Source organism: Trichocoleus sp. DQ-A2, from assembly GCF_039961915.1.
Lineage (GTDB): Bacteria > Cyanobacteriota > Cyanobacteriia > Cyanobacteriales > FACHB-T130 > FACHB-T130.
On the sequence record NZ_JAMPKD010000013.1, the window covers coordinates 45206 to 70983 of the forward strand.

The 25778-nt window shown below is 46.1% G+C and carries 28 protein-coding genes and 1 riboswitch; of the genes, 19 read left to right on the forward strand and 9 right to left on the reverse strand.

What is annotated here, in order from left to right; translation table 11 throughout:
- Nucleotides 1-53: 53 nt before the first annotated feature.
- Nucleotides 54-1769 (forward strand): NYN domain-containing protein, encoded by a 1716-nt coding sequence (locus NC997_RS14820; RefSeq protein ID WP_190526797.1) that lies wholly within the window; start codon nt 54-56, stop codon nt 1767-1769.
- A 41-nt stretch (nt 1770-1810) separates the two neighbouring features.
- Here NC997_RS14820 and NC997_RS14825 read toward each other — a convergent pair whose 3' ends face one another.
- Nucleotides 1811-3283, reverse strand: coding sequence for a cyclic nucleotide-binding domain-containing protein (locus NC997_RS14825; RefSeq protein ID WP_190526799.1), 1473 nt, complete (start codon nt 3281-3283; stop codon nt 1811-1813).
- 341 nt (nt 3284-3624) lie between these two features.
- Between NC997_RS14825 and NC997_RS14830 the strand changes: the two genes are divergently transcribed.
- From NC997_RS14830 to NC997_RS14840, 3 genes are all read left to right on the forward strand, one after another.
- Nucleotides 3625-4326, forward strand: coding sequence for an SDR family oxidoreductase (locus tag NC997_RS14830; protein WP_190411409.1), 702 nt, complete (start codon nt 3625-3627; stop codon nt 4324-4326).
- 226 nt (nt 4327-4552) lie between these two features.
- Nucleotides 4553-5677, forward strand: a complete 1125-nt coding sequence (gene hppD / locus NC997_RS14835; protein WP_190526801.1) for a 4-hydroxyphenylpyruvate dioxygenase — start codon at nt 4553-4555, stop codon at nt 5675-5677.
- A gap of 79 nt (nt 5678-5756) precedes the next feature.
- Nucleotides 5757-6485 (forward strand): HAD family hydrolase, encoded by a 729-nt coding sequence (locus NC997_RS14840; protein WP_190526803.1) that lies wholly within the window; start codon nt 5757-5759, stop codon nt 6483-6485.
- Nucleotides 6486-6519: 34 nt separating this feature from the next.
- On the opposite strand, the gene NC997_RS14845 is transcribed toward NC997_RS14840, so the two are convergent.
- The gene (locus tag NC997_RS14845) at nt 6520-7143 is read right to left on the reverse strand and encodes a CPP1-like family protein (protein ID WP_190411412.1); all 624 of its coding nucleotides are present in this window, start codon (nt 7141-7143) and stop codon (nt 6520-6522) included.
- A gap of 464 nt (nt 7144-7607) precedes the next feature.
- The gene (locus NC997_RS14850) at nt 7608-7889 is read right to left on the reverse strand and encodes a hypothetical protein (RefSeq protein WP_190411413.1); all 282 of its coding nucleotides are present in this window, start codon (nt 7887-7889) and stop codon (nt 7608-7610) included.
- 23 nt (nt 7890-7912) lie between these two features.
- Here NC997_RS14850 and NC997_RS14855 point away from each other — a divergent pair, with 23 nt between their 5' ends.
- Both NC997_RS14855 and modA read left to right on the forward strand, forming a co-directional pair.
- Nucleotides 7913-8647 carry a response regulator transcription factor gene (locus tag NC997_RS14855; RefSeq protein WP_190411414.1) on the forward strand — a complete coding sequence of 245 codons (735 nt, stop codon included), beginning with the start codon at nt 7913-7915 and terminating at the stop codon, nt 8645-8647.
- Between the two features lie 59 nt (nt 8648-8706).
- Nucleotides 8707-9564 carry a molybdate ABC transporter substrate-binding protein gene (gene modA / locus NC997_RS14860; RefSeq protein ID WP_242031344.1) on the forward strand — a complete coding sequence of 286 codons (858 nt, stop codon included), beginning with the start codon at nt 8707-8709 and terminating at the stop codon, nt 9562-9564.
- Between the two features lie 194 nt (nt 9565-9758).
- Here the strand turns inward: modA and NC997_RS14865 are convergent, their stop codons facing one another.
- Together NC997_RS14865 and psbH are read right to left on the reverse strand one after the other, a co-directional pair.
- A complete protein-coding gene (locus NC997_RS14865; RefSeq protein WP_190411416.1) occupies nt 9759-10031 on the reverse strand; it encodes a TatA/E family twin arginine-targeting protein translocase in 273 nt (90 codons plus the stop codon).
- 132 nt (nt 10032-10163) lie between these two features.
- On the reverse strand, nt 10164-10367 hold the full coding sequence (gene psbH, locus NC997_RS14870; RefSeq protein WP_190411417.1) for a photosystem II reaction center protein PsbH: 204 nt from the start codon (nt 10365-10367) through the stop codon (nt 10164-10166).
- Nucleotides 10368-10450: 83 nt separating this feature from the next.
- Here psbH and psbN point away from each other — a divergent pair, with 83 nt between their 5' ends.
- From psbN to NC997_RS14915, 9 genes are all read left to right on the forward strand, one after another.
- Complete coding sequence (gene psbN, locus NC997_RS14875; RefSeq protein ID WP_190411418.1) at nt 10451-10582, forward strand: photosystem II reaction center protein PsbN; 132 nt, start codon at nt 10451-10453, stop codon at nt 10580-10582.
- Nucleotides 10583-10941: 359 nt separating this feature from the next.
- A riboswitch (guanidine-I (ykkC/yxkD leader) is annotated at nt 10942-11075 on the forward strand.
- Nucleotides 11076-11191: 116 nt separating this feature from the next.
- A complete protein-coding gene (speB, locus tag NC997_RS14880; protein ID WP_190526805.1) occupies nt 11192-12385 on the forward strand; it encodes an agmatinase in 1194 nt (397 codons plus the stop codon).
- Between the two features lie 3 nt (nt 12386-12388).
- Nucleotides 12389-12775, forward strand: a complete 387-nt coding sequence (hypA, locus tag NC997_RS14885) for a hydrogenase maturation nickel metallochaperone HypA (RefSeq protein WP_199306142.1) — start codon at nt 12389-12391, stop codon at nt 12773-12775.
- A complete protein-coding gene (gene hypB / locus NC997_RS14890) occupies nt 12759-13469 on the forward strand; it encodes a hydrogenase nickel incorporation protein HypB (RefSeq protein ID WP_190526819.1) in 711 nt (236 codons plus the stop codon). Before hypA ends, hypB begins: the two co-directional genes overlap by 17 nt.
- A gap of 28 nt (nt 13470-13497) precedes the next feature.
- Nucleotides 13498-14517: an ABC transporter substrate-binding protein gene (locus tag NC997_RS14895; RefSeq protein ID WP_190526821.1), complete on the forward strand. Its 1020-nt coding sequence runs from the start codon at nt 13498-13500 to the stop codon at nt 14515-14517.
- Nucleotides 14514-15362 carry an ABC transporter permease gene (locus NC997_RS14900; protein WP_190526823.1) on the forward strand — a complete coding sequence of 283 codons (849 nt, stop codon included), beginning with the start codon at nt 14514-14516 and terminating at the stop codon, nt 15360-15362. The genes NC997_RS14895 and NC997_RS14900 overlap by 4 nt, the downstream gene beginning before the upstream one ends.
- A gap of 106 nt (nt 15363-15468) precedes the next feature.
- On the forward strand, nt 15469-16272 hold the full coding sequence (locus NC997_RS14905) for an ABC transporter ATP-binding protein (RefSeq protein ID WP_190526825.1): 804 nt from the start codon (nt 15469-15471) through the stop codon (nt 16270-16272).
- A gap of 274 nt (nt 16273-16546) precedes the next feature.
- Nucleotides 16547-17326 (forward strand): cysteine hydrolase family protein, encoded by a 780-nt coding sequence (locus tag NC997_RS14910; RefSeq protein ID WP_190526828.1) that lies wholly within the window; start codon nt 16547-16549, stop codon nt 17324-17326.
- Nucleotides 17327-17396: 70 nt separating this feature from the next.
- Nucleotides 17397-17852, forward strand: a complete 456-nt coding sequence (locus tag NC997_RS14915; RefSeq protein ID WP_190526830.1) for a cupin domain-containing protein — start codon at nt 17397-17399, stop codon at nt 17850-17852.
- Between the two features lie 229 nt (nt 17853-18081).
- On the opposite strand, the gene NC997_RS14920 is transcribed toward NC997_RS14915, so the two are convergent.
- The gene (locus NC997_RS14920; RefSeq protein WP_190526833.1) at nt 18082-18915 is read right to left on the reverse strand and encodes a sulfite exporter TauE/SafE family protein; all 834 of its coding nucleotides are present in this window, start codon (nt 18913-18915) and stop codon (nt 18082-18084) included.
- Between the two features lie 76 nt (nt 18916-18991).
- Entirely contained in the window at nt 18992-20161 is a 1170-nt protein-coding gene (locus tag NC997_RS14925) for an FAD-binding oxidoreductase (RefSeq protein WP_190526962.1), read from the reverse strand.
- 208 nt (nt 20162-20369) lie between these two features.
- Here NC997_RS14925 and NC997_RS14930 point away from each other — a divergent pair, with 208 nt between their 5' ends.
- The 4 genes from NC997_RS14930 to NC997_RS14945 all read left to right on the forward strand — a co-directional run bounded on the left by NC997_RS14930 (nt 20370) and on the right by NC997_RS14945 (nt 23625).
- On the forward strand, nt 20370-20891 hold the full coding sequence (locus NC997_RS14930) for a hypothetical protein (RefSeq protein ID WP_190526835.1): 522 nt from the start codon (nt 20370-20372) through the stop codon (nt 20889-20891).
- 149 nt (nt 20892-21040) lie between these two features.
- Entirely contained in the window at nt 21041-21670 is a 630-nt protein-coding gene (locus tag NC997_RS14935; RefSeq protein ID WP_190526837.1) for a methyltransferase domain-containing protein, read from the forward strand.
- A 181-nt stretch (nt 21671-21851) separates the two neighbouring features.
- On the forward strand, nt 21852-23243 hold the full coding sequence (locus NC997_RS14940) for an aminotransferase class I/II-fold pyridoxal phosphate-dependent enzyme (RefSeq protein WP_190526839.1): 1392 nt from the start codon (nt 21852-21854) through the stop codon (nt 23241-23243).
- A gap of 193 nt (nt 23244-23436) precedes the next feature.
- On the forward strand, nt 23437-23625 hold the full coding sequence (locus NC997_RS14945; protein ID WP_190411487.1) for a hypothetical protein: 189 nt from the start codon (nt 23437-23439) through the stop codon (nt 23623-23625).
- Between the two features lie 320 nt (nt 23626-23945).
- On the opposite strand, the gene NC997_RS14950 is transcribed toward NC997_RS14945, so the two are convergent.
- Together NC997_RS14950 and NC997_RS14955 are read right to left on the reverse strand one after the other, a co-directional pair.
- A complete protein-coding gene (locus NC997_RS14950) occupies nt 23946-25346 on the reverse strand; it encodes an AtzE family amidohydrolase (RefSeq protein ID WP_190526841.1) in 1401 nt (466 codons plus the stop codon).
- The gene (locus NC997_RS14955; RefSeq protein WP_190411431.1) at nt 25343-25528 is read right to left on the reverse strand and encodes a DUF4089 domain-containing protein; all 186 of its coding nucleotides are present in this window, start codon (nt 25526-25528) and stop codon (nt 25343-25345) included. Before NC997_RS14955 ends, NC997_RS14950 begins: the two co-directional genes overlap by 4 nt.
- Nucleotides 25529-25778: the final 250 nt, after the last annotated feature.

Sequence of the window (25778 nt, forward strand, 5' to 3'; positions counted from 1 at the left end):
CTGAATATAACCCAAAAAAACTATGCCAGATAACGTTCGCGTGACGTCGGTAAATGTATTCTACTGTCATTAAGGAAATTAGTTTCTGTATCTATCAAACCATTATTTTTGTTCAGCAACAGCAGCCAAAATTATTAACTGAAAAGTACCGGAATGTTCCCTGGGGTGATGCTCCTTATCAATCCTCTTTCCTATTAAAACTGCAAACAGAACTTAACAAAGCACCCGATAAAGATGCACTAATTAAAACAATACAAAAATTACTGAAATTAATCTTAACTCCTCAATGTTTAGAATTGCCGATATCTAGTAAATTAATAGAAAAACTCCGTATTTTAATCGATTCAGCATCTGAAATAGATCCTGGAAATGGCTCAGCCTTTTCACATCCAGCAGAAGCGCCGCGAGTGCTGATTCCAGAGCAACATATCGCGATTTTGCTTTTGGATGCCGAAAACTTACAAATCGATACCGAAACAGAAAAGTTTTTAACAACCGTCTGCACCTACTTTATCCAGGTTAAAATTGCCTTTGCAAATTGGCGGCGCATGGGTAAATTAGATGCGGAATTGCATGAACGCGGCTATGATTTAATTCACGTTCCTGCTGGTAGAGATAACGCTGATGGAAAAATGATAGCAGTTGGCTTATCAATCCGCGAACATTACCCAAAAGTTAAGGAAGTCTTAGTTTGTTCATCAGATACAGTGATGACAAATCTTTGCAACCATCTTCAGAAATATGGATTAACGGTATATCGGGTTTTTCGACACGGTTCTAATATAACGGTATCTAACTATAAAACAGGTGAAATTGAAACTTATACGCCTAAAGACTTACCAGTTATTCCACCGTTAATGCAATGTATTAGTTATTTAAAATTGCTGCTCGTAGAAGAACAAGAACGGGCTAAAATTCAGTGGGTAAAGTTATCTGCCCTAGCTCAGTTATTTTACGAAAAGTACGAAATTACTATCAATCAAGTTGTTGATACTTATAGCCCCGGGAAGACTGATAAAGATATTTTCATAGATAAACCCTCAGATTTTGTAGTACATCAACTCCCCGAAACTTCTGAGGTATATATAACTCTATTTAAAGTCGGTCAAGTGACCAAAACGACTAAACAAGAGCCTGAGTTAAAAACTGATAAAACTCAAGCCGGGAATCAGACTTTAGTTGAACCCCAAAAAGCGCCAGAAAATTCTAAACTTGAACAGCAATCAGACGATAAACTTCAAGCTTTATCTACTATTACTTCTCTAGCAGAACTAGAAAATGCAGTTTTAAATATTATTCAGGCAATGCAAGCCCAATCTTTAGATGCAAAAATATTAATAGGACCGCTGGGTGGAGAATTCAGTAAAGTGTATGGTGAATCTCCGACTGCATTACTTAAAAAACTAAAATCCGGTACTAATTTCACCCAGTTTTTACAGTCATCTTCTAAGTTAAAAGTTGAGAAAAATGGGCAAGGTTATCAGGTAGCGATCGCTCACCCTTACTTATCTAAAATTAACTCTTGCCTTGAGCTGGAACAAGTGCTATTAAATATATTGAATAGTTTAACGGCTGAATCTCCAAAAAGCTATATTCCCCTAGAAACTTTAGGAGGAGAATTTCATAAGCAATACAATCAACCAATCTCTGAAATTATCAAACAATTTAATCCAGAAGGTAGCTTTACTCAATTTATAAAGTCTTATAGTTGCTTCAAGGTAGAGAAAACCAATAAAGGATATCAAGTAGCGATCGCTCAGAACTCCTAAATCAAAACTTAATCCATTGCCTATCTCAAGCGAATTAATTCTTAGATGCCAAAAAGGCTTTGAATTCGTTGTCTGATTCGGATTAAAGGAGTCTGTTCGGAGACTTCTTCTGTCAGTATTCCCAAATCTCGTAACGCCTGTTGTCGTTCTGATAACTTTTGGGCAATCTGATCGGCTAACTCCTGATGCGTGACTAAAAGCTTCTGTAAGTCGTTGCGGTCTACGACAAACAAAATGGAATCTTCCAAAGTGCGAACTGTTGCCGAACGGGGAGTTCCTAGTAACAAAGAAATTTCTCCAAAAAATTCACCTTTGTGAAGCGTGGCAATATATTTCTCTGCTTTTTGAGAAAAGACTTCTACTGAGCCAGTCAGAATAATATAAAATGAATCGCCGGGGTCATTTTCTTGACAAACAGCCTGTCCGTTTGGATACAGTTGTCGATATCCGTACTCAATCAATTGTCGCAGTTCTAAATCCGTACACGACTCAAAGAAAGTAACTCTTCGCAACAAATCGCGCAGCGTCCAATTATCGGGGGATTTGGGAAGAACTTTGGGGTTGGGTGTGATGGTGTTATTGGGCGAACTGACTTTGCCATTAGGAACATCTGTCGCGCTGGTTTTATGAAACCGATGCGTTATTTCTTCTAAATTGCGAATGTGGATATCCCTCTGGGGAAAAGGAATGGAGATTCCCCGGTCGCGAAATTCATTCTCAATCGCAAAGTTTAAAGAACTTTTGATGGGATCGCTACCCTGCGGTCGATCGATCCAAACTAATAGCTCAAAATTTAAAGAACTTTCCCCAAAATTTTTAAACCAAACTTTGGGAGCAGGAGAAGATAAAACGCCTGGTTCCATTCGAGCAGCCGCTAAAAGTGCTTCTGTGACTAAGATGGGTTCGCTCCCATAGGCAACTCCAATTGGGATATGGATGCGACACTTGGGGTCCTTATAAGTCCAGTTAATAATATGGTTTTCTACAAATCGAACATTGGGAACGATGACAAAAACGCCATCCAGCGTCCGAACAATTGTAGAACGAATAGAAATATTTTCTACAGTTCCTAAAAGACCATCAACTTCAATAAAGTCTCCGGCTCTAATCGGTTGTTCAAAAAGTAGCGTCAATCCACTGATAAAGTTGCTGGATAAATTTTGTAACCCGAATCCTAACCCAATCCCAATCACTCCAGCGAATACCGTTAGAGAACTCAGGTTGATGCCTGCTGTTTGCAGGACAATCATAAATCCGAAACCGGCTAAAAGGTAGCCGATGACGGCGGCGATCGCTTCTCGCGTTCCTCGATCCAATTTCACTCGCACCAGAATTTTTCGCTTAATCCACTCGCTGGTAGCGCGAGAAGCAATAAAGACAGCGATCGCTAACATAATCAGTTGGACAATCGAACCGAGGGAAAGACGGGTGTTACCGATTTCAAAAACCGGAGTTGTAAATAGCTGGGACAAGCCAGTAAATATTTCCCCTGTCGCTTTGACTATCCAATCCATGATTTATTCAACCTGAAGCAGGAACTCTCACACACTTTGTCCATCACAGCCTTGATTTTTACGAAATGTCAAGGTTTTTTCTGGATAGTCTGCCCATTTTCTCGGTTTCTGCTTTGAGAGGCTCTACCAGGAAATGCCTACTGGATGGGCTTGCTACCGTGCTTAGGTGCTGCTAAGGGGTTCCACCCTCTTCCTAGGCTTTCTCGGTGATTGCTGGAAGCAAGAGCGTCCTGAGAGCGTTCTTAGGCGTCTCCTCGCTCTGCAAACGAGAAATCACTGGTTTGAGCAGAATCAATCGCGGTCAGTATGATGGGAGAAGATGTAAAGAAATGTAAAGGAATATGCAAGATAAAGTCGTTGTCATCGTTGGTGCCACTGGCGGCATTGGTTCCGTCTTAACTCGCAAACTGGCACCGATGGGGGCGCGGTTGGTACTGGCAGCAAGAGATAGCAGTCGGTTGGCAAACTTGGCATCTGGACTCCCCCAAGTCTTAACCGTACCGACAGATATTACTAAACCGCAGCAAGTGGAGACGCTAATGGAAAAAGCGATCGCCCACTTTGGTCAAATTGATGTTTTAGTCAATGCGGCGGGCGCTGGCGTCCTGAAGCAATACAACCAGTTAGAACCCGCAGATTTAGACGCCATGCTCGACGTGAACTTAAAAGGCAGCTTCTACACCTGTCAGGCAGCAGCGGAGGCGATGAAGGAGCATAAAAGCGGTCATATCTGCAATGTAGTAGGGATTCTAGGCAAGCACTCAATGGCGATGGCAGCGGCTTACTGTGCCTCAAAATTTGGCGTCGTGGGTTTCAGCAAGTGTATGGCAGATGAACTGAAGCGCTTCGGCATCAAGTTCACCCTGTTCTATTTTGGCGGCGTTGATTCTCCTTTTTGGGATAATGTCAGCCTAAAAGTCGATCGCAAAAAGATGCTCAGCCCTGAAACTGCTGCTGATGCAATTCTGTTCGCGCTCAGCGCCGATCCGCAAGCGGTGCCGATGGAAATTAATATTCAGCCAGAAAGCCACCTGTTTTTCTAAATCGTCATCGCGAACTGAGTACACCACGTATAAAATCTGCTGTTTTTTACTGGCTCTGTGCTACTCTCTCCATCTCCCACTCAGTCGTTGACAAAGCCAGGGAAACCCAGATCCTAAAGCACTCAGCACTTTATCAAAGGAGGGATTCTTTCTCAAGAATGACCTGCAAATGCCAGGAAGAGGGCAAAATTTACACTCAGGTAGAGCTGCTCAGACTGGATAAACCATGAAAATTGACCATGTTCACTTCTATGTTGAAGATGCCAAAGCGTCGCGCGACTGGTTTGTGCTACTGCTGGGCTTTCAAGCAGTAGCCGTTGGGGTAAGCAACCACACTCGCACGGAAGTGATCAAAAGCGGCTCAGTCTATTTTTTGCTGTCTTCACCCCTGGCATCGACGAGTCCCGTTGCCCAGTTTCTGCACCAACATCCTCCTGGCGTTGCTGACATCGCTTTTAGCGTTCCAGACGTGGAAGCGGTGATGACGAAGGCGGTCAATGGGGGCGCTAAGGTGTTGCAACCCATCCAAGAACAGCAACAGGGAAAAGGCTTGCTGAAGTGGGGCAAGATTGCCGCCTGGGGTTCTTTGAGTCATACCTTGATAGAAAGGCAACCTAGGCTTGTTGAGCGCCAAAATAGAGCTTTTATTTCGACTTTTCCCCAGCTTGACTGGGATGGAGGGAAAGTCTTATTTGATGATGATTCCGAGCTGTTGGATGGCAGTAGCAATAGCGGCTTCGCGTTTGGCGGTATCGATCATGTCGTGCTGAATGTTGCTGCTGGGGACTTGGATCGGGCAGTTGCCTGGTATGAAAAGACGCTAGCGTTTATACCGCAGCAGTCATTTGCGATTCAAACCGAGCGTTCGGGACTGCACAGTAAGGTGATGCTTCATCCGGATGGTTGGGTTAAGTTACCGATTAATCAACCCACATCTGCAAATTCCCAAATTCAGGAATTTTTGGAGGTGAATCGGGGGCCAGGAGTTCAGCATATTGCTTTGCAAACGCCCAATATTGTGAATGCGATCGCCTATCTCCGTCAACGCGGTCTACCCTTTCTGCAAGTCCCCCGCACCTACTACACGCAACTGCTTCACCGGCAAGGACTTCAGCTATCGGAGGCTGAAATTCAGGAAATTGCGGTGCAACAAATTTTGGTGGATTGGGAGGAAAACTCTCCCGAAGCGTTGCTACTGCAAATCTTCACTCAACCGATTTTTGAACAACCTACTTTCTTCTTTGAGTTAATTGAGCGCCGCTTACAGGCACGGGGTTTTGGGGAAGGCAACTTTCGCGCTCTTTTTGAAGCGATTGAACGAGAGCAGATGAAGCGAGGTAGCCTGTATTGAGGAACCTATCGGCAGGCAGGTAAAAAAGGGGTAATTTGTGATTAATCTTAATCATATAGATTAACCCCTGCGTCTAAAAATGTTAAGAATTATCAGTGACTTCGACGGCCCAATTATGGACGTTTCGGAGCGATATTACCAAGTTTACCAGTTTTGTTTGGAACAGACGCGGCGGGAAGACCAGTCAGTGCGTCAGATGTCTAAGGAGGAGTTTTGGGGTTTGAAGCGATCGCGCGTCCCAGAACGACAAATCGGCATCCTTTCCGGTCTCGATGAAGAGCAAGCCCAAGCATTTGCGGCACTGCGGCGTCAAACCGTGCATACGATGCCCTATCTAGTTTATGACGCCCTGGCACCCGGAGCCGTTGACGCTTTAGAAAAAGTACAGCAAGCAGGCGTCGATTTGGTGGTACTAACCATGCGCCGTCAGCGAGAGTTAGATTATGCTTTCGGTCGCTACGACTTAGCGCGATTTTTCCCAGAAAATCGGTGCTACCACCTGGCGAACGACTACGTGAAGACTCGTGACATCGACGACAAACCGCTGCTGATGGAACGTGCGATCGCGGAACTGCCTCCCGCCTCTGATGTGTGGATGATCGGGGATACCGAGGCTGATATAATTGCCGCAAAAAACCACGGCGTTAAGGTCATCGGGGTTTTGTGCGGGATACGCGATCGCGCTCAGCTTGAGCAATACCAGCCAGACTTGATCGTAAACAACCTTGGTGAAGCCGTGGATTTCGTGTTGAGTCAGCCGCTCCCTGAAGAATTAAACATAAAAAATGAAAAATTAAAAATTCTCTAATTAACTCTTAATTTTTCATGTTTAATTCTTAGCTTTAGCGCAGAAAGCTACTAACCAGCCAGAGAATAATAAACGTCACCACCGTGACGAATTTATCTGGCGTCAATCCGATATTGGAAATTTGCGTCATCAGCACATTATCAAGCAGCGTTCCCAATCCAATTCCAACGAACAACCCCAGCAGCGTCAGCAGGAAAGCGCGACCAAATTTCCGCTCTTTGCGATTGACCAAAAATAAAGTTAATCCAGCCCCTAACGCCATATTCAATGGCAGCATCGAATCATTGGTGCCTGGATAGGCTGTAATGGCGCTCAATGCCAAGAACAAACCGCTAGGCCACGCCACCTCCTGTAAGGAAGGCGTATCAATCAGATTTTGCAACCAAGCTGGGGAACGGTTGACCGGCACAGGGGTAAAAGTGGGAGGAGGCGCGATCGCCCGCTCTGGGAACCGAATCCGTTCCGGAACCTTAATTTTTCCCTCTTGGCGCATCCTCAGACGTTCCATTAAAATCGCATCGTAGGCCGTCTCCATCGCTTCCAGAAGCTCCTTCTCGCCATGATGCTCTTGAAGAAGGCGCTTGCGGGTCTCCTGAATTTCCTCAAAAGTTGCGTCTTCTGACAGTCCAAGCTTTTCGTAGGGATTTTGCTCGCTCATCCAAAACCTCCCAGAGATCTATTATTTTTAGCAGTCTTCATCGACTCAATCGTTTCTGGCAATCTAGCTCCCTATCTACACTGCCAGTTCCTCAGGCTAGAAGAAAGTATCGTTAGCCAGCCGTTCTAACCTATGTAACCTAAAACCCCCTAATTCCCGTTGCGAAAAGAGGATCTCCGACCCCATGAGAGCGCGATTGGAATACTTTCACGCTGATTGGAGAAGGTGCTACGGCTCTTGAAGGATGGAATGGTCATAAATTACTACATTTGGCAAAGTATCTATACATTTCCCGTGAAGTTTTGTCATACTGGTTCTTTGTTCAAAGCCGTTCAAGCCCTTGAAATCACTGCCTAATCGCAGTTGACCCTTAGCCTTGAGTGCCTACATTCATCCTATCCTCCAAGTTAGTTTAGCTTGATCCTTGAACACAAGCGCTTCTCTCGAAAGACACTTTTATTCGTTTACCAGCTAACCGTCAGATGATTTATCCGGATTCGCTCGGCAAATTTAATTTTTTTAGACAAAAAATACTTAAAACAAACCGCCAGACTCCCCATCGTGGAGACTTGACGATTACGAGATATTTTCACTAACTGGGGAGAGCGACGATAATTGTCTAAAATGCTCATTACGTCATTAAGCTTGGGAATATTAATAAGGTAAGGAAGCGATTTTTCGCCTTCCAAAGCGCTTATTTCCCCGACTCGACCTGTTTGCTTAAAATACCGCTGTCCGTTAATCATAATCCAGTTCTTAGTGGAAAGTTATGGTCCTGGCTTCCGCAACTCACAAGATTCTTGTCGTGGATGACGATCCGGCCATCCGGAATCTCATCTATCGCTTCTTAAGTCAGCAAAACTATCAAATGGAGTCTGCTGAAGACGGCAAGACCGCCCGCGCCGTGTTTGATCAATTCAACCCAAACCTGGTGATTCTGGACGTGAATTTGCCTGACGCGAATGGCTATCAACTCTGCAAAGAATTGCAAAGCCGCACCGACGTATTAGTACTGCTGCTAACGAGTCGCGCCGACGAAAACGATAAAATCCACGGCTTCTCCCAGGGTGCGGATGACTACATTACCAAGCCTTTTAGCTTAGGAGAGTTAGGCGTCCGCGTCGGGGCGCTTTTAAAGCGCCATCGACCCCTGAAAGTCGCCGAACAGCAACGCCTCATCTTTGACAAACTGGTGATCGATCCAGTGCGTCGAGAGGTGAATCTGAGCGATCAACCAGTCCCCTTGACCGCCTTAGAATTTAATTTGTTGCATTTCTTGGCGAGTCATCCCGGTCGGGTTTGGCGTCGAGCCGAGTTAATCAAGGAAGTTTGGGCTTCTGACTACATTGGAGACCCACGGGTTGTTGACGTTCATATCGGGCAGATTCGCAAGAAGATAGAAATCGATTCTACTCAGCCTGAGTTAATTCAAACGGTTCGGGGCGTCGGTTACAAATTTGAAGTTCCGGGTAAACCCGAACTCAATGGCAAAGCGGAGCGCTGAAACGAATGGTTCAAGAACATCAAAGCCTCAAATCATAGTTTTTGCTAGGGAAAAAACGCTTGAGTTCTTTTTTGATGCTACGCAAGTGTCCGGAGAATGCCAATCGGTTCGCTATCCTACCCCCTCTCATCCTGCTAAGTCTGGTTATGAGTCTTCTGCTGGGGGCTTGCAGTGCCCCAGCTATTTCCCCAAAGGCATCTGAATCTACATCTACCACGCTGACTGTTGCTGCTGCTGCTTCGTTGAGCGAAGCTTTTACAGAGATTGCCACATCCTTTCAAGCTCAGCTTCCTACCTTTACCGTTCACTTTAATTTTGCCGCTTCTGGTTTCTTGCAAAAGCAAATCGAACGGGGTGCCCCCATTGATGTATTCGCGAGTGCAGCAGCTCGACCGATGGATGCTTTAGAAACGCAGAATTTGTTGCTTCCCCAAACTCGCAAGACGTTTGCTCGTAATCAATTAGTCCTGGTGGCAACTACTGCTCAAACCCCTTGGCTGAAGAAACTATCTGACTTAAGGGATAGTCGTCTGAAACGTTTAGCAATCGGTAATCCAGCTACAGTGCCAGCGGGAGAGTACGCAAAAATAGCTCTGGAAAAAGAAAATCTTTATACCAAACTGGAAAAAGAAAAAAAGTTAGTCTTTGGTGACAATGTGCGTCAAGTTTTGACTTATGTGGAGCAGGGAAATGTTGACGCCGCCCTTGTCTATGCAACGGATGCGGCGATATCGAAGAAAGTGAAGGCGATCGCCCGAATTTCCCTTGAATCAACTCGACCTATCCGCTATTGGATAGCGGTTGTCAAGCAAAGTCAAAATTCCCAGCAGGCAAAAGAATTCATCAACTTTGTTACTAGTAACAGAGGGCAGCAGATATTGCAGAAATATGGCTTTCTACCAGTCGCTGACAATTAGCGTCTACCCCCTTTCCTGTTCTATAGCAATTCTCTATTGGATGCACTACGGTTTAACCCCACTCCTGCCCTCTCCCAGCGAACGGGGAGGGGTTCGATATCCCCTCTCGGTTCATAAAAGGGGGTTGGGGGTGAGGTTCCTGTATATTCCACTAAGAGTGAGAATCGCTATCGTGGCAACGAGAATTGCCAGTTTTAGCTGTGTTGCGATGAGCTAGTTGCGGGATTCTCTGACTTTCCGTTTGCTACTTTCTCTGAGTCAGCCTGGGGTAGTGTCTTGACAGCTTGTTCTATCTGCTCTGCTTCCTGCTTGAACTCAGTTTCAAATTCTCTGGATGCTTCCTGGAAGCCGCGAATTGCCTTGCCCATACTGCGACCAATTTCTGGCAACTTTTTGGGACCAAAAATCAAAAGAGCCACAACCATAATCAGCGCCATTTCCGGCAGACCGATGCCAAAGATATTCATAGGATTTTTCGTGCAAAAGGTTAACTTTAGTATAGAACCGACAAAAAAACCCGGTCTAGCCGGGAAAGCATCAGTGTTTTTTAATCGTGGCGTTATGTAAAGCCCAAGGACTTCGCGCCCGATCGCAGTCGATTAACGCCCTAGGCTTTTCCAATCGACATCAACACCCTCAACGAGGAGTGAGGAATTGTAAAGTTGCAGAATAATCAGTAAAAAGACCAAAAATAGCACCATAAAGACGCCCATCAATGGCGTAGTGCCCCACCCCGGAGATACTTTCCCATATTCAGAGTTAAGGGGTTTGAGGACATCTCCTAACCAAGTCCGTTGTGCCATAGCTTTCCTAGGATCAATCTCGACAGAAGTTTTTAACGTTTTGTAATATTGTATAGGAACTGCTCTCATAAATTATCTCACCTATGGAACCCGCAACAGTTCTTAGCATTTCTATCGCTACCTTTCTCGTCGCTATCACTGGTTTCACCATCTACACTGCGTTCGGGCCTCCTTCTAAGGAATTGAGCGATCCGTTTGAAGATCACGAAGACTAAAGCTTTCCGACGACTGACCCGTGTAGGGCGATCCAGTGTAGGGAAATCGCTCTCAGGGGTAAGCGCAGCTACAAATTGTCCTAAAACTTGGGCGCTGATGATGCGCCAAACCTGGAGTCGTTTTCATCCAGGTTTGGCTGTGGCGTCCAGTGCGATTTAAGCCTTCTTAGTAGCGCAATCCCGGCTGTAGGATGGGAAGCAAGAGTCTAGGTAGCGATCGCTTGACTCTGGATTCCCCCCAGGGGGGAATCCGCCAAATTGTAACTTTGATTACATTCTCCCTTAAAATTTATTGATATCTATACATTTAAGCTTTCAAAGTTCATCCAACAAATATTGATAGCTATCGGGTAAAAAAAATTAATAGCTTCTAGGGTTCCGGTTTACGTCTAAAGATTTAAACGGCTGGTCCGAGAGAAGCGAATCAGTCATGGAGTGTTTTTAGAAATTGAAACACGGACTGGTTACACGGCGGGAGAAAAGCCCGGGAGGTACATAGCAGAAGCTTATCTGTTATGGCTTACCCGGGCTATTGTTTTTGCAAGTCTTCTTTGACTTGGGAGAAAAAATAGAGCTTTTAGACTGACGAAACATCCCATTTTTCCAAACATGACTGACATGAATTCTCAAAACTCGAATTCGGATTTTCAGCCGCCGTCTACTGAAGCGAGTCGCGCCTTAGAGAAAGAAACCTATCTGCCAATGACAGGCTGGCAACAAGAGGTGGCAAAAGGGTTAGAGTTTGGATTAGAGGCAGCAGAAAGTATACGCGATCGCTCTATTTCTACCTTCTCTCGCGGCGAACTTCCCCACTACGCAGGCATTAACACCTTCCTGAAAGCACCTTATATAGAAGATGTGCGAAAAGTCGGTGAATACGATGTTGCAATTGTAGGCGTACCGCACGATTCTGGCACCACCTACCGGCCTGGAACCCGGTTCGGTCCCCAAGGAATTCGGCGAATTTCAGCTTTGTATACCCCCTATAACTTTGAACTAGGGGTTGATTTGCGAGAGCAAATAACTCTGTGTGATGTTGGAGATATTTTCACAATTCCGGGAAATAACGAAAAGTCATTTGACCAAATTTCTAAAGGAATTGCTCACATCTTTAGTTCCGGTGCTTTCCCAATAATTTTGGGAGGCGATCATTCAATTGGCTATCCCACAGTGCGGGGAGTTTGCCGCCATTTAGGGGATAAAAAACTGGGGATTATTCACTTCGATCGCCACGTCGATACCCAGGAAACAGACCTTGATGAGCGCATGCACACCTGCCCTTGGTTCCATGCCACAAACATCAAAAATGCCAATCCAAAAAACCTCGTGCAATTAGGAATCGGCGGCTGGCAAGTGCCGCGTCAAGGTGTAAAAGTCTGTCGAGAACGAGCCACAAATATTCTGACGGTTACAGACATCACAGAAATGGGTTTGGATGCAGCAGTAAACTTCGCTCTAGAAAGGGCTTTAGACGGAACCGACTGCGTTTATATCAGCTTTGATATTGACTGCATTGATGCCGGTTTTGTCCCAGGAACGGGTTGGCCTGAACCGGGCGGATTATTGCCCCGCGAGGCTCTTTATATGCTGGGCAAAATTGTTCAGAAAGCACCCGTTTGTGGACTTGAGGTGGTGGAAGTGTCGCCCCCTTACGACATCAGCGACATGACATCTTTGATGGCAACTCGAGTGATTTGCGACACGATGGCGCATCTGGTGCTATCAGGACAGTTACCCCGAAAAGAAAAAGCCGCATACATTCACCCCTACGCCCAACCAGAATTAGTTGCGGAGTGGAGTTAAGCCTTGCACGAAACTGACATGACAAAGGCGCTCATTTTCACAGTAAAAGACTGGTGGGAATCCCAAACCGAGCGCCCCCAGATTACGCAGATTCACTTAATTGTTGGTAAGTTCACTTGTGTGGAACCTGTCAGTCTGCAATTTGCCTTTGAGGTACAGACTGCTAACACCTTTTTGGAAGGGGTAGAACTGGTGATTCAGGAAACACCGCTGATTGCCTTTTGTCACCGCTGCCAACAAGAATATGCACCACAAGTTGGATTGCAGTACGGCTGCCCTGAGTGTCACTCACCAATGGAGGATATTCGCTCAGGGAGAGAACTGAAAATTGACCGGATTGAGTATAGTTTTGACGAGGCAAACAAAAACGCTTATGCATCAAACATTTGACGCTGCATTAGGAATTAACTTGCTCCATGCTAATCAGAAAGGAGCCGATCATAACCGAGCGCATTTTGATGAGTGGGGGATTACTTGTTTCAATATTATGAGTAGTCCTGGGGCGGGTAAAACGGCACTGTTAGAGCGATCGCTTGCTGTTTTGACGGATGAGTTGAAAATCGCCGTCATTGAAGGAGATATGACGACGGAGTTGGATGCCGACCGTTTGCGTCAATCTGGAGTCCCTGTAATTGCAATTAATACGGGGCGTTCCTGCCACTTGGATTCCAAGATGGTAGCTGGAGGAATTCATCAACTAGAACACCAATATAATCCTTCGGATTTTGATTTAGTGCTAGTTGAAAATGTCGGTAATTTAGTTTGTCCTGCTGAGTTTGAAGTGGGAGAACACGTTAAAGTTGCTTTGTTGAGCGTGACTGAAGGGGAAGATAAGCCGCTCAAATATCCGGTGATGTTTCAAGAAGCGGATTGTTTGCTAATTACCAAGATCGATTTAGCTCCTTATCTCGATATTGATATTAATCGGATTGCCGCCAACGTTCGTCAGATGAACCCTCATGTCACAATTATTGCGGTTTCTGCCAAGACGGGTGAGGGATTAGAAAATTGGTTTGATTGGGTAAAGTCGCAAGTTTTAAATCAACGTTCATCTGCTGCGGCAACAGAAATGCTACCCGCCTAATGAGCCTGCTAGTAAAGAGTGAGACTCAATGAAGACCCGCCAGTTACTTTCTCTATTCTCAGTCTTTTTGCTCAGCCTCGTCATTACTGTTAGTTGTGCTAACCCCCAGCAAACCGCTACATCCTCAAAAACTGAAACAATTCAAATGGGTTTCAGTGTTTGGCCTGGGTGGTTGCCCTGGCAGGTGGCTCAAGAAGAAAAGCTGTTTGACGCGAACAAAGTTAATGTGAATTTGAAGTGGTTTGATGGCTATTTAGATTCCATTAACGCCCTCAATGCTGGTCAGCTCAGCGCGAATACCCAAACCTTGAATGACACGATCAGCTCAGTGGCTGCTGGTTCCGATCAAGTGATTGTATTAGTTAATGACAATTCGACAGGCAACGATAAAATTATTGTTCGGGAAGGTATCAATAGTATTGCCGACCTCAAAGGGAAAAAAATCGCTGCTGAAGAAGGAACCGTCGATCATTTTTTGCTACTTCTCGGACTGAAAAAAGCGGGTTTAACCCAGGCTGATATTACTTTTCAGCCTTTAGAAACCGGCGCAGCCTCAGCTGCTTTTGTTGCGGGTCAAGTGGATGCAGTTGGAGTTTTTGCACCGTTTACCAGCAAGGCGCTAGAACGTGCTGGAAGTAAAGAATTATTCAGTTCTAAAGACTTTCCGGGAGCAATTCCCGATCATTTAACGGTCAGTCGAAAACTGATTACCGAACGTCCTCAAGACGTGCAAGCTTTGGTCAATACTTGGTTCGACACGTTGGCGTTTATCCGCACCAATCCTGACAAAGCTTACGCCACAATGGCAAAACGGGCTGGGGTCACGGTTGATGAATACAAGAAATATGAAGCCGGGACTAAAATCTTTACCATTGAAGATAATTTGAAAGCATTTAGTCCCGGTAATGACATGACCTCTTTGGGTTACGCCGCTCAAGAAATTAGCAAATTTTTAGTTGAGGCTAAGTTAGCTAAACAGGCTCCGAATCTCACCCAAATATTTGACGATCAGTTTATCAAAGCCTACGCGGCAAAGCAAAAATCATGAACCGCTACGCTGAAGATTTGCCGGAAAATAATTCCGCTCGTCCTCGTAAAATGTTATCGCCTAGCGTCTTCTGGCGCATTGGTGAGGAGATTCCTAAAAAATTGGCATGGACTTTAATGGTTCTGTCAATTTGCATCCCGCTTGCTCTTTGGTGGATAGTCTCCAATGCTGGGATAGTCGCACCTTTATTTTTGCCGACTCCCGCTCAAGTTTGGGGCGCTTTTCAGAGGCTTTTAGCAACTGGCGATTTGCAAAAAGATATTGCCTATAGCCTGTTTCGCGTTCTGAGTGGCTTTTCTCTGGCGGCGCTGATTGCAATTCCCTTAGGGATACTGATGGGAACTTTTTCCAGCATTCGAGCGCTGATGGAACCGATTATTGGCATTGTGCGTTATATGCCAGCACCGGCTTTTATTCCCTTACTAATTTTGTATTTTGGTCTGGGAGAAGAACCAAAAATTCTGCTGATTTTTATCGGAACGCTATTTTTTAACACGCTCATGGTGATGGATGCGGTGAAGTTTGTACCGAAAGAGCTATTGGAAACTTCCTACACCTTGGGCGGTCAGCGAAAGCAAGTTTTATTGCAAGTAATTTTTCCCTTTATTCTTCCGAGTATTATCGATGCGGGTCGCGTCAATATGGCAGCTTCTTGGAACTTAGTCATCGTGTCCGAGTTGGTGGCAGCGACAGAAGGCTTGGGTCGCCGTATTAGTGTCGCCCAAAGATTTCTCAAGACCGATGAAATTTTTGCGGGACTGATTGTAATTGGCTTGATTGGTTTGACGATCGACCTTTTGTTTCGATTGTTACTGCGCGTGTCTTGTAAGTGGGCTAATGATTAAGAAAAGAAGTAAGCAGTCATTGGTTTTGAAGGATTCGTTCGGTGCTAGTGACCAATGACGATTAGAGTGGGCAACTCAATCTAAAAACTTAAAATTATCACTCATTATGCATTTGCAAGTTTCTCAACTCCATAAACAATTTCCAATTCGACGCGGTTCGCTCGTTGCTCTCAAAGATATCAATTTGCAGATTGAAGAGGCAGAATGTATCTGTGCGGTAGGTGCTTCGGGTTCTGGTAAGTCAACATTGCTGCGGTTGATTGCTGGATTGGATACTCCGACGGCGGGGGAAGTTTTGGTCGATGGGGTGCGCGTGACGGGACCTGGCCCTGACCGGGGAATGGTGTTTCAGAGCTATACGCTGTATCCGTGGATGACGGTTGCAGAGAACGTGGGATTTGGTTTAAAGCTGCAAGGTGTCTCCTCGATAGAACGACGACGACGGGTGGCTTATTATCTGGAGGTGGTGGGGTTGTCTGGGTTTGCCAAGTCACTTCCAAAGGAACTCTCAGGCGGGATGAAGCAACGGGTAGCGATCGCGCGTGCTTTAGCCTCGCAACCGAAAATTTTACTGATGGATGAACCGTTTGGGGCGTTGGATGTGCAGACGAAAGAAGCGATGCAGCAATTTTTACTAGAAGTCTGGCAACGCACGCGGACAACAATATTTATGATTACTCACGATGTTGAGGAAGCAGTGTTTCTCTCTCAACGCATCTATGTGCTGAGTTCGCGTCCAGGTACGGTTAAAGAAGAATTGAGTATAAAACTGCCGAGCGATCGCACTTATGACATTAAGTGCAATCCTCTGTTTCAGGATTATAAGGATCGGGTAATGGGACTCCTCCGCGCCGAGGAAGATAAAACTTTACTAAAAAGTAGCTTTCAAGAGTTACCGATGGTGGTGTAAGCAACAAGATTGTTTCATTCTTGTTCCGAAACCTCATCCCAATCCTCCCCGTGAACGGCGCTACCGTGTTGTACATACAAGTCGGCAGACCTCTCCCCAAACCCTTCTCCGTATAGGAGAGGGGCTTTGAAAATGGCTCCCCTTCCCTTGTAGGGAAGGCGCTGGGGTTAGGTTTGGGAATATGCTTCAAACTTGAAGTTAAGAAATAGAAAAATTTAAGAGTCCTGGGCAGAAAAAGTAGTATTCCTCAAGATTGCCCCCTAGCACTCTCCCTATGAATCGACCCCTCCGTACCTTGGGTATGCCCCCGAATGCTTGGGCAGTTGATGCGGAAATTGCTGATATTACGCGCCCCCCTTTAAAACCGCAACTTGTCACCCTAGCCACAGAAACCAAGACGCTACGCCTAGATTTGGCAAAAGCTGCGATTTTGGTGATTGATATGCAGAATGATTTCTGTCATCCAGATGGCTGGCTAGCCCACATTGGCGTAGACGTGACACCCGCCCGAACTCCTATCAATCCTCTCAAAACGCTGCTACCAGAATTGCGAACAGTAAACGTTCCAGTTATTTGGGTTAATTGGGGAAATCGTCCTGACTTACTGAATATCAGCGCTAGTGTACGCCATGTTTATAATCCCACCGGCGATGGAGTGGGTTTAGGAGATCCGCTACCCGCGAATGGTGCGCCAGTGCTGATGGTGGGCAGTTGGGCGGCGGCGGTGGTGGATGAATTGGAACCAAAACCGGAAGATATTCGCGTCGATAAGTACCGGATGAGCGGTTTTTGGGATACACCTCTCGACAGCATCTTGCGGAACCTGGGAAAAACGACTTTGTTTTTTGCCGGAGTTAATGCGGATCAATGCGTGATGGCAACGCTGCAAGATGCTAATTTCCTTGGCTATGACTGCATTTTGGTGAAGGATGGTACTGCTACCACATCCCCAGAGTATTGCTGGCAAGCCACCCTTTATAACGTAAAACAGTGTTTTGGTTTCGTGGCAGATTCTCAAGCTATCGTAGAAGCAATTCAGTTGGCTAACCGCTAATGCTAATCGCCAATGGTAACGAACAATTAGCCATTAGCCATATTGCTCTCTTTTAGAGGAGAAATGCCCGATGGACTCGTCCCGTTGCATGATTCCGATCGTCAAGTCTCCCAGAGACTATCAAGCCTTTCGCATCAGTCCTGAGGATAGTAATCGGTTAGCGATTGTCTTCGATCCGGCAAGCGCTAACGTTTCATTAACTTTTTGTGTAGAAATTTTTGATGTTGGTGGGAAAACTCCTCCCAATCGTCACCAAATGGCGGTGGAGATGTTTTTTGTCCTCAAGGGGCAAGGACTGGCAACTTGCGACGGCAAAACCGTCCCGATTCGCCCTGGAGACAGCTTATTAGTACCGCCGACGGGGATTCATAAAATTGAAAATACAGGTTGCGATCGCTTGTATACGCTGTGCTTTATGGTTCCCAACGAGGATTTTGTGGAACTAATTCGCAGCGGCGTCCCCGTCGAGTTGGATGAGGAAGATTTAACAGTTCTGAATCGTTCAGATGCGCTTGTCGCCTGCTAAAGGTTTGAGAGAAAGAAACGGTTTGTCTGCTTAGTTATTAGTTACGAGTCATCAGTGAAGGCAAGATACCCGACTTCTGCGAGAAGTCGGGTATCTGAACCGCTGGTATCTGATAAGTAAAATTGGATTGTTATCTATAAATTAATACAAATGAATTCAATAAATCTAGAAAGTCACTTTATCGTGGGCTAAAGTTTAAACTTATCTAAAAAGAGGTTCTTTGGTAAGTTTAATTATTAAAATTGTTATAGTTTTGCCATGCTTGCCAAAAAACATAAATTGATAAAATTCCTAGCAAGGTGCGAAAGGCTAAGCTGACGACTTCATCGGGCAATTTGGGTAGAAAGCGCGTGCTTATTTGCGCCCCCAAGAAGCCACCACATCCTAAAAGCAGTCCTTCAACTAACAAAACATTGCCTCTGAAAGCGTGTCCTATAGTCGCTGATATAGCTGTAATCACGATGACACCTAAACTGGTTTGAATGGCAACTTTGATAGTTTCGCCTAAAAGTAAAATTTGCAGCGGCACCATAATTACACCGCCACCAACACCAAATAAACCTGCTAGTATCCCAGCAGCACTACCAGTGGCAATTCTGGCAAAATTTGGATTGAAGAAGATGTTTGAATTTCTATGAATAGTAGATTCGTGGCTGCCTTGAATTTGTAGTTCTTCTTCCTGCTTCTTTTTGATTGTCAACTGCTTGCGTAGTTCAACTAAGTAAATATTTAAAAGTAGCAATAAGCCGAAAGCTGTTAGCAGTAAATAGGGACGAAATTGGGTTGCTAAATAAGCACCAATTTGTGCGGTGACTACAGCCGGAAATCCAATAGCAATCACTCTTTTGAAGCTGAATAACCCCATCCGCCAATTTTGGGCGCTGCCAGAAATTGCTGTGATTAAAATCGCTAGGCTACTGGTGCCAACGGCTTGCACAGGGGTGTATTTTAAAGCGACTAATAAGGGGACAAGAACCGTACCGCCGCCAATGCCTAAAAATCCCGCGAGAATTCCGGCAAACAGTCCAGCGATCGCAAAAATCAATAAACTCGTGGTTGTCATAGTAAAAACGCCTGACGATTGAAGTCGCGGCTATACAAACAAAGCCTGCCTACGCAGACTAATAGGGATTGTATCGCTACAACTGTAGCGGCGATAATTGGGTGAGAACCTCGTCTTCTTGACCTGCTGCCCAACTTGCAAAATGCTTGGCTAAGGATGGCACGAATACCAAGGGATTTGAGAATCCGGAGAAGAGATAAGCACCGTCCACGTTATTGAGTGCGCCGACTAAGGGAAGGCGATCGCTACTAAACGCAACCAAGCAGTGATGCCACTTTCCGGGTAGATTTTCTAGTGCAGGTAAGATTTTCCCCACCGCAGCACGAAGGTTCGCTTCACTTTGAGCCGCATCAATTTTAGCGTCGGGGTTCGCGATCGCGCGGCTAATTTGACCGATGCGTAAACTGCCATCTTTGAACTGAATCGCACCCGCATCTAGAATCGGTGGAACAGGCTCATAATCGGGTTCATCCCATAAGCGATCGTATTCAGGGATAGTTGCTTGGGCTTCTAGTTGAAAGCGTTTGATCTCTGCTGGCATCACCGTTGTCTGCAACTGTACATCAACGGGTGGCGTTTCGATGAGTTCGGTATGGGTGAAATACAAGCGGATGGGAATACCCGCAGCTTTGAGTAGCGTCCGACTCATTGCACCGGCACAAATAACCGTTTTGGCAGCGTGGTAGGTTGCCGTTGGGGTTTTGACTCCCTGAATCTTTGAGCCTGTGCCGAGTAGTTCCACCACCCGATCGATTTGCACCTCACCCCCAGCGCGGCGAAAAGCTTGAGTGTAGCCTTGAGTTAGTTTTTCGGGTTCAATGTGACCGTGACGAACCGTTAAAGCAGCAGCGATCGCATCTGGATTTAGTAGCGGTTCCATCTCGCAAGCTTCTGAAACGCTGAGTAACCGAGGCGGAATGGCAAAATCAGCGTAGTTGGCAGCAACTTTCTCCGGATCGTCATCAGTACCAATCGTCAAAATTAAATCCAATTCGCGGAACTGAGTATCGGTATCTAATTCCTCAGATAAGATCCGGTGACGCTCAATCCCCTCAGCACATAACTGTCGCGTCAACTCAGTCGTCCCTGACCAGTAGGCAATTCCACCATAACTATAGCGAGTGGCACCTTGCAGTGAGGCGTGTTGCTCTAACAAAAGAACCGAAAAGCCTTTGATTGCCAGTTCGTAAGCCAGCGCCGCGCCTGTAATGCCGCCGCCGACAACAATCCAGTCGTAAGTTTTCATCATTGCCATTGGTCATTCCTGCGTCTAATGACGATTTTCCTTCCCCGCGCACACACGCTCTGTAAAGCTCTGTAACCCTAACAAGCCTTGGTTTTGCCCGATTTCTGGAAATGCTTTTCGTCGATTTGAAGAACCAAAAAGCAGGCAGTTGAAGGGTGCTAAGTGCAGATGCCGACAACTCGTCTTCAGTTCAAAGGAAGGTTAACACATGGCATTCGGTCTTCGTAAATTTAATTACAAATATGTTTCAACGCTGGCGCTACTCGGTGCAGGCGCATTTCTATTGTTGAACTCCCAAGCATGGGCGACAGCACTCACTAACAACGCTTCCGGTATTCATGTTTCTAAGACTAACGTAGGCAATACTACCCTCCAAATTGCCGCCCAACCCCAAACCGGCGTCAATCGGCGCGTACAGTTTGCACGGGGGAGAAGCTCTACTACGATTAAGGGAGCGGTGCCCCTAGGCAAAAAAGACATCTATACTTTCAGGGCACGGAAAGGTCAAACAATTATTACAGAAATAACCTGGGAAGGCGATCGCGTAGGTGCCGATAACAACGACGAAGGACTGTCTGGCTTCACCTTCGTTTGGCCTAACGGAGAAGTGATGGAACACCCACAAAATATTTATTTCCAGGCAACGTCAACAGGCGATTATCGGGTTGTGGTTGCACAGCCTTATAAGCTGACCAATTCCAGATACACATTTAAGTTGACGATTGAATAAGGAATCGGGCTTAAATAACGTATAAAGTTCGTGTTCCCTAGGGATATGGTATTGCCATGCCCCTAGGGTATTTTTATAGCCGCCCAGCACAGCCACTCAGCACTCGGTCAGCAGCTAGTAGATAATAAGAAATTTCTATGGAGTTACAAATGCAAAGCTGTCCCTGTTGCTGGAATAAGCGCTTATTTGCGTGGTTGCTATCCAAAGGCAACGCTGGATATGAAAAACTGGTAAGCGATCGCAAGCGCGATCTATTTTCTGACTTGCACGGCGACGTGTTGGAAATTGGCCCCGGAACGGGTGCTAACTTCCCTTATTATCCCAAAGACATTCGCTGGATTGGCATCGAGCCGAACCCGTATATGCATCCTTATCTGCGAAAAGAAGCCGAACGAAATGGCTTAAACAATCCCGATATCCGCAGTATTAGCGCCCAACGACTGGAAGCTGAAGATAACAGTATCGATGCGGTTGTTAGTACCCTTGTCTTGTGTTCGGTGCCGGATTTAACGGCAACTTTCCATGAAATCTTGCGAGTTCTCAAACCCGGCGGACGCTTCTTGTTTATCGAACACGTCGCCGCACCCCAAGGTACTTTCTTGCGACGGTTACAGGAGGGAGTGCGTCCAGTGTGGAAATTTCTTGCCGATGGTTGCAACCCAGATCGAGAAACTTGGGTAGCATTGGAAAACGCTGGTTTTGACCGCCTCAATTACGAAAAGTTTGAGATCGATTTCCCCATTGTTAGCCCTCAAATCGCCGGTGTCGCGACCAAGTAGCAGGATTGTTTGGGAAAGTAATTGAAGTGCTTGGAGTGCGCTCTTTGTGTAGCCCCAAGTCCGCCTTAAACTCAAGTTCAAGGCTCATCGCTCAAGTCCATTGAAATAAACTAAAATTCTTAGGCAGTCTTCTCTTAGAAGACTTGATTCTGTTAGCCAGGAATTAAGCTCCGGGCGGGTAATGCGACTGGTGAAAGATGTGACAACCAACTTATCGTTAGCGTCGAGCTTAAAGTCGCCTGTAACAAGGTTGAAAGTTTATCCTAGATTGCGTCTGCATATTAGCTTTGCCGACCTTGCAGCAAGTTTTTTTTCCTTTCTTTACTTCCCAAACAGAGAGCAAATCATCCGAGACATTCAACTTGACTGGCTGGGGCGAGAACTTTTAGAAACACAATACGAGCGCGTCAAAATTCTCCCTAAGCCTGGATTTAAGCGTAGATGGGACGAGCAAATTGATGAATGTAGCAAGGTTCTAGTTACACTTTCAGTTAGAACAGCTCTCGATCTGCTGCTACAGTCATTAAACCTTCCTGCTGGGTCGGAAGTCTTGATGAGTGCTGTCAATATTCGGGATATGGTTGATGTGGTGAAACGGCATGGGTTAGTGCCGATACCCGTTGATATTTCCTTAGATACGCTTGCACCCGATCTCAATTTACTGGAATCTCTGATTTCGGAAAAAAGTAAAGTTTTGATTGTGGCACATTTATTCGGCTCGATTATCAATCTGGAGCCTTATGGCGAACTGTGCAAGAAACACCAGATTTTCTTAGTAGAGGATTGTGCCCAAGCTTTTGCCGGTGACAAATATCACGGTTATCAGGACGCAGATGTAAGTTTATTTAGTTTTGGCCCGATCAAGTCCTGTACCGCGCTTGGGGGAGCGATCGCTATCATTCGAGAGCGATCGCTTGCTCAACAAATGAGAGAGATCGAGCAACAATATCCCTCCAAGAGCGAGCCTTGGTTTTTTAAACGTATCCTTAAGTATTTTTGCTTAAAGCTTTTTTCCATTCCTTGGATATATTACCCTCTACTGGTTTTTATTAAATACTTGGGAAAGAATCTCGACTCCGCGATCAACTCAATGACACGGGGGTTTTCTCAAGGAGATATTCTGACAAAAATTAGGTATCGTCCTCCGACTCGGATGCTGGTTCTTTTGAGGCGGAGATTAAGAACCTGCAATACCCAATGGTTTGAAAGGCGGTCAAAAAATGCCCGCAAATTTCTGTCTCTTCTCAAACCCGAAATTCCTTGCCCCGGAAGCCAAACTGAGTACAACTCGTTTTGGGTTGTTCCCATACTGGTTTCAAATCCCCCAGCGATGATGGCAAAACTTAGAGAGCAAGGTTTTGACGCTACTCAAGGAAATACCAGTTTGACCTTTATAGATATAGATATAGATATAGATAACGCTTCGTCAGGTGACAAACCAGCGACTGAAGGAGCTGAGAATGCACAACGGCTGATCCAGCATGTGCTATACCTGCCCGTGTCTGAATCTTTACCGGAAAATGACCTAGTGTGTCTTGCACAATTAATCAATTCCATGAAGTGTGCCCCATGACAGCAAAAATGTAAGGGCGACTAGGCGGACTGAATACGCACATATCCCCAAGCTTGAGGCGGTGGGACTAAATTCGCATGCATCAGGATGCTCCTCCCAAAGCATGATTTTTATTATGAAATTGAAATTCTGTCAAGATAATTAAAAAAGATGTTATATTAGTTTACATAGGTTCACACGAGGTTACACATTCATGCGATACACCAATAAAGAAGGGAATACCCTAACCCTCGATGAGTGTATGACTGCCGACAGCTTCTTTATGGAGGCTGATGTGTATGTCGGCGAACCACTAGAGATGCATTTCGACGAAAAACAAGAGCTAAAAGCAGGCAAGAAACCGAAGAAAGCAGTAGCAGCCAATCCAAGCGATCGCACATAAACCGCTCCCTACGAAGGTGTAATGGCTTTACTGTTGCAGAAACTTCAAAAATTAAAGAATTCTGGAAGTGTTACAGAGTGGTTGTTAGAGCGATTGACACCCATAGCAAGATCGGGGGTTTGAAAAAGCTCAACACGGCTAAAACACTTTCCTAAACCGGATATCTCTTCTCTAGACATTAACCTCGGCATACACAACCGAGGTTTTTTCTTGGGATACCCTTTAACTTTTGGGCAACGATAGATCAGAAACCCCCGTACCCCGACGTTATCAGGGATGGGATTTCTAAAAACTGAATCTCGATAACGAGATGTATCGGGTTAAGCGCGATCGCCATTTGCAATCGGTACTGAAATGATCCCCTGTGCCTCCAGTACCGCCGCCACCCGGAGAATCAGCGTCTCGTTGTAAGGTGCGGCGATGATTTGCACTCCTAAAGGCATGGCATCGGGGCGATGAATGGGGACAGAGAGAACCGGCAAACCAATAAAAGATAGGGGTTGCGTGAAGAGTCCTAGGTGGGGACGGACTAGCACCTCCTCGCCAGCGATCGCCATTTTTTCTTGTCCAATCGGAGGGGCAATGCAGGGAGTGGTTGGGGCGAGAATGATATCAACCTCGCTGAAGATTTCCCGAACGCGATCGCGGTACCATTGCCGAAATCTTTGCGCCTGAATGTACCAGCTTGCTGGAATGAGGGCACCGGCTAGAAAGCGATCGCGGGTTGCCGGATCGAAATCTTGAGGACGCGATCGCAAGGAAGCTAAATGCAGATTCGACCCTTCACTCGCCGTAATCACATACGCCGCCGCCCTTGCCCGATGGGGTTCCGGGATGGTGACAGTTTCTTGCACGCCTAACGCCCGCGCGACATTAGCAACCGCTTCCAACGCTTCTGGTTCTGCACCTTGGGCAAAATAAACATCCGCCACGGCAATTCGCAACCCCTCAATGCTCCGTTTGAGGTACGGCAAGCACGGTTCTGGGGGGCGAGTTGTACAAACCGGATCTCTGGCATCTGCCCCTTGCAAGACATCAAAAACGGCAGCTAGGTCGCGCACGGAACGGGCAAACGGCCCAATATGATCGAAGCTACTCGAAAACAATCCCGCGCCTGCTCTTGACAAACGCCCATAAGTCGGCTTAAAGCCGAAAACTCCGCAAAATGCCGCAGGAACGCGGATCGAGCCGTTCGTATCCGAACCCAGCGTCAGCGGCACTAACCCAGATGCCACAGCAGCCGCAGAACCTCCAGAAGAACCTCCGGTAACGCGAGTCAGATCGTGGGGGTTTGCTGATGTACCGTAGTGGCTGTTTTCAGTGACAAAGCCGTAAGCATACTCATCCATATTCAGCGCCCCGACTAGGACGGCACCTGCTTGTTTGAGTTTGGCGACGGCGGTGGCGTCTTGGATCGCTGGAGGATTTTCGGCGTTAATTTTTGCGCCTGCGAGGGTGGTTAAACCCGCGATATCGAAGAGATTTTTAACGGCGAAAGGTACCCCTGCTAAAATACCCGGATCGTCGCCTTGAGCGATCGCGCGATCGATGGTTTCGGCGTCCGCAATTGCCGTCTCAGCCGTAACAGCCGTAAAACAGTTCAGCGTCTGATTCTGGTCGGCAATTCTCGCCAAGGTAGCAGCAACGACGGCTTTTGCTGAAACTTCAGAATTCCGCACGGCATAGGCAATTTGAGTAGCGTCAGGATAGGCTTGGCTCATGGTTGAAACACGGGTGCGGCTTCGATTTCATCGGGCAGAGGAAACTCGTTGACGAGTTGCGCGATCGCAGCAATTTTACTCAGATTCTCCACCACACCTGGATGGTGTTCTGGAGCCAGCGGCAAATCAATTAATTTTGCCATCAAATTGACATATTCTTCAGCGATGTCGTCAGTGGTCATTGCGGAAAAGAGAATGGCTAATGGTGCGGATTACTTGGGCAGATCCCCGATTAGTTCGATGAAAGCAGACTAACTTTCGCGGAGGGTTTGCATAAGTTTATTCAGATGCGAACTCTATGCGCCAAGTATTTTTTTGTTTTCATGTCGTTTTTATCAACTGAGTTTAATTTAAATTTTATGAATAAATTTCCAGAGCGATCGCATTGAATGAACGAGATTCGCGTGAATTTAGATACTAAAACCCAAAGAT